The organism is Persicitalea sp. (assembly GCF_041751555.1).
Classification (GTDB): domain Bacteria; phylum Bacteroidota; class Bacteroidia; order Cytophagales; family Spirosomataceae; genus Persicitalea.
The window spans coordinates 1-2,937 of the sequence record NZ_JBGSXF010000025.1; the positions used below are offsets into that span (position 1 = coordinate 1).

Annotated in this window: 4 protein-coding genes; all 4 read right to left on the bottom strand. The window is 55.2% G+C overall.

Annotated features, from left to right (window positions below):
* Window positions 1-711 (bottom strand): efflux RND transporter permease subunit (locus ACEW8P_RS00775; RefSeq protein ID WP_373511204.1); only part of this gene is annotated, 711 nt, incomplete at its 3' end.
* A gap of 99 nt (window positions 712-810) precedes the next feature.
* Entirely contained in the window at window positions 811-1,230 is a 420-nt protein-coding gene (locus tag ACEW8P_RS00780) for a hypothetical protein (protein ID WP_373511205.1), read from the bottom strand.
* A gap of 167 nt (window positions 1,231-1,397) precedes the next feature.
* The gene (locus ACEW8P_RS00785) at window positions 1,398-2,465 is read right to left on the bottom strand and encodes a sialidase family protein (protein ID WP_373511206.1); all 1,068 of its coding nucleotides are present in this window, start codon (window positions 2,463-2,465) and stop codon (window positions 1,398-1,400) included.
* A gap of 51 nt (window positions 2,466-2,516) precedes the next feature.
* Window positions 2,517-2,937, bottom strand: a 421-nt coding sequence (locus ACEW8P_RS00790; RefSeq protein WP_373511207.1) for a multicopper oxidase family protein, incomplete at its 5' end; no start/stop codon positions are given.

A 2,937-nucleotide genomic window follows, 5' to 3' on the forward strand; every position in this document is an offset into this window, starting at 1 on the left:
GGCTCCCACGTCGCGGTTCGATTTCTGCACGGCCATCATCACCATGTTGAGCGGGATGCCGTAGGCTTTCAGCGCATCGGGATCGACGTCGATTTGGTATTCCTGCACAAAACCGCCGATGGAGGCCACTTCCGAAACGCCCTCGACGGCGTTGAGGCCGTTCTTGACGTAAAAATCCTGGGCGGTGCGGATTTCGCGCAGATCCCAGCCGCCCGTCGGGTTGCCGTCTTTGTCGCGGCCTTCCAGCGTGTACCAGTACACCTGCCCCAGGGCGGTAGCGTCCGGTCCGAGGGTAGGCGTGACGCCCTCGGGCATCAGTCCGGCGGGCAGGGAGTTTAGTTTTTCAAGAATCCGGGACCGTGACCAATAGAACTCTGCATCTTCCGAAAAGATGATATAGATGCTGGAAAACCCAAAAATGGACGAACTGCGGATCGTCTTGACGCCCGGAATGCCCAACAGGTAGGTCGTGAGCGGGTAAGAAATTTGGTCTTCGATGTCCTGAGGCGAGCGACCCGGCCACTGCGTGAACACAATCTGCTGGTTCTCGCCAATGTCGGGAATAGCATCCACCGGAACCGGATCTTTGGGCAGGAAACCCGTGTTCCAGTCAAAGGGCGACGTCACCACGCCCCAGGCGACCAGGGCAATCAGCAGCAGCACCGTGACTAGCTTATTTTCCAGGAAATACTTAATAATGGGCTTCAGCATACTATGGATTACAGAAAATAAATCTGTTTTTCTCGGACGCGAAAAACGTCCGATAGCCGGGCTTTCTCCAAAGCCCGGCCTTACATCATAGCACGAAAATCAAATTAGGAAAGTCTGAAAGAGTACCTGCACATCCCGTTTGAGAAGCGGTGGCGGGTCAATGCGGCGCGGCGCGATTTCCTGCGCCGTGGATGATTCAAGGTAAAGAAAGGAAAAGACGACAGGCTCACCAATCGGCGCATGAAATTGCGGGGCTGGCAGGTCGGTCGGCTGGTTGTCGTCCGTTTGGATGTGCTGGTGCATATTCTCGCAGCAGGGTTCCGCCGTAATACTGGTGCAATTGGTCTGAGAAACTTGGTATTCAGCAGATTTAGTATTCATACCGCAATCCCAATCCCCGCCGCCCAGGCGCAGCCCGCTCTTCACCGCGTGGCCCCCGCAAAAGTGGGTGGCGACGGTAAAGCCCATATTACTCATCATGAGCAGGAAGGCCAGCGCTATGGTCAGGATTTTTTTCACTCTTGGCAAAAGTACCTTTTCGTACTTAAGGATGAACTACACAATACCAATCGAGTACTGCAAGATTTTGTTTTCGAGTTTGTTACGGGGCAACTCGTTTTCTATGCACTACGGCCATTTGTTTTTATGCTTAAAAACACACCAAAGCGGCTCATTACAGTAGAAAATTACTTTTTCGTCCCACCCAGCACCATCCCCTTGATCGACTCACCGTCCTCCCAGACACAGAATGCCTGGCCGTCGGTCAGCGCGGCCACCCTGGGGAAGCGGCCCGTTCCAAGATTTTTCGGCTCCTGGCTGCCCGGTGGACGAAACCACACCTCACCCTGATCCTGCCAGACGACGAACGTGCTACCGCCGCTGGTGGCCACCGATGCATTTCGGCCCGACGCGATGGGCCGTTCTGCTTCGCCCGGTTTCGACAGGTACAGCTCCTTTTCCCGCCGCCACACCGTGGTCAGCCCGTCGCTGCCAGCGCTGATGCCGCCACCATCCATGGGGCAGGCATTGAGTTTCCAACTGCCGTTGCCCATTTTCACGGGTGGTTGAAAGGTTTTCCCGCCGTCGAGCGAAGTGGCGACGTACATGTTGCGCGCCCCGTCGAGCCAGTTCCTGAACATCACGTATACTTTTTCACCCTGCATCGTGGCGGAGGGCTGGCAACACTCACATACCGTCGAGTCAGGCGAGCGGTACACCAGTTGGTTCTTACTCCACGTCTGCCCACCGTCGGTGGAAATGGAGCCGAATATTTTGTTCTTTCGATCGCCGCGCAAGTCGAGCCAGGTAACGAAGAATTTGCCCTTTCCGTCGCTGGCAAGGGCGTTGAAGCCTTCTTTGGCTATCTCGGGCGTGTCATTGACCGGACGCCGCCTTCGCCACTTACCCGTTTTTCGATCGAGCGTGTAGGCATACAGGTTGCCAGCCTTATCGATGGCTGTGATGACCGTTGCAAGTCCAGAGGAGGCAATCTGCGGCCCCCGCGAGGCACCCAGATGCAAACCTTTAAGGCTGTCCACCAAGACGGGTGAGGCAAAGGTTTTGCCCCGGTCTTTGGAAAAAGAATAGTAAATCGCATTTTCTCGGCCGAACACCATTTCGATGTTCGCGTCCGCTCCCGCAAAGATATTTGGCTGGATACCGGGTTGGGAAAAAAGTGGCTGCTGGGCTTGGGAAGCCGAAATACCGATGGCCAGCATCAAGGCCAGGCAGGTGAATCTCTTCGAAGTGTTCATAAAAACAATAATGGTTTAAAGTGATACCAGGTCCAAAGGCTCAACCCAGTGTCAGCTTACTCGGAAATTGAGCATCATGCCGTCGTCCTCATGTTCGAGGTTGTGGCAGTGGAAAACGAATTTGCCAGCCCGCTCGAACTTGGTGATGACGCGCACGCTCTCGCCCGGCATAACCAGCACGGTGTCTTTCCAACCCTTCTCGTGGGCCATAATTTTGTTCCGTCCGCCAGCGCGGCTGAGTACCTGGAAAAAAGTGCCGTGCATGTGCATCGGGTGCGGCTCGTCGCCGTTGGTGTTGTTGAACTCCCAGATTTCGACGTTGTTCAGCGGGACCGACTCGTCGATCCGGTCCATCGAAAAGGTCTTGCCGTTGATCGTGTGCATCCCCGCCATGCTTTTCATTTTGCCCATCTTGTGCTTGCCCGAGCCTTCCATGGATATTCCAATATCGAAAGTCCGGGTTTTGGTGGCG

Excerpts from the sequence above, each read along its gene's own strand:
- ACEW8P_RS00785 (WP_373511206.1), bottom strand. The coding sequence starts at position 2,465 with ATGAACACTTCGAAGAGATTCACCTGCCTGGCCTTGATGCTGGCCATC.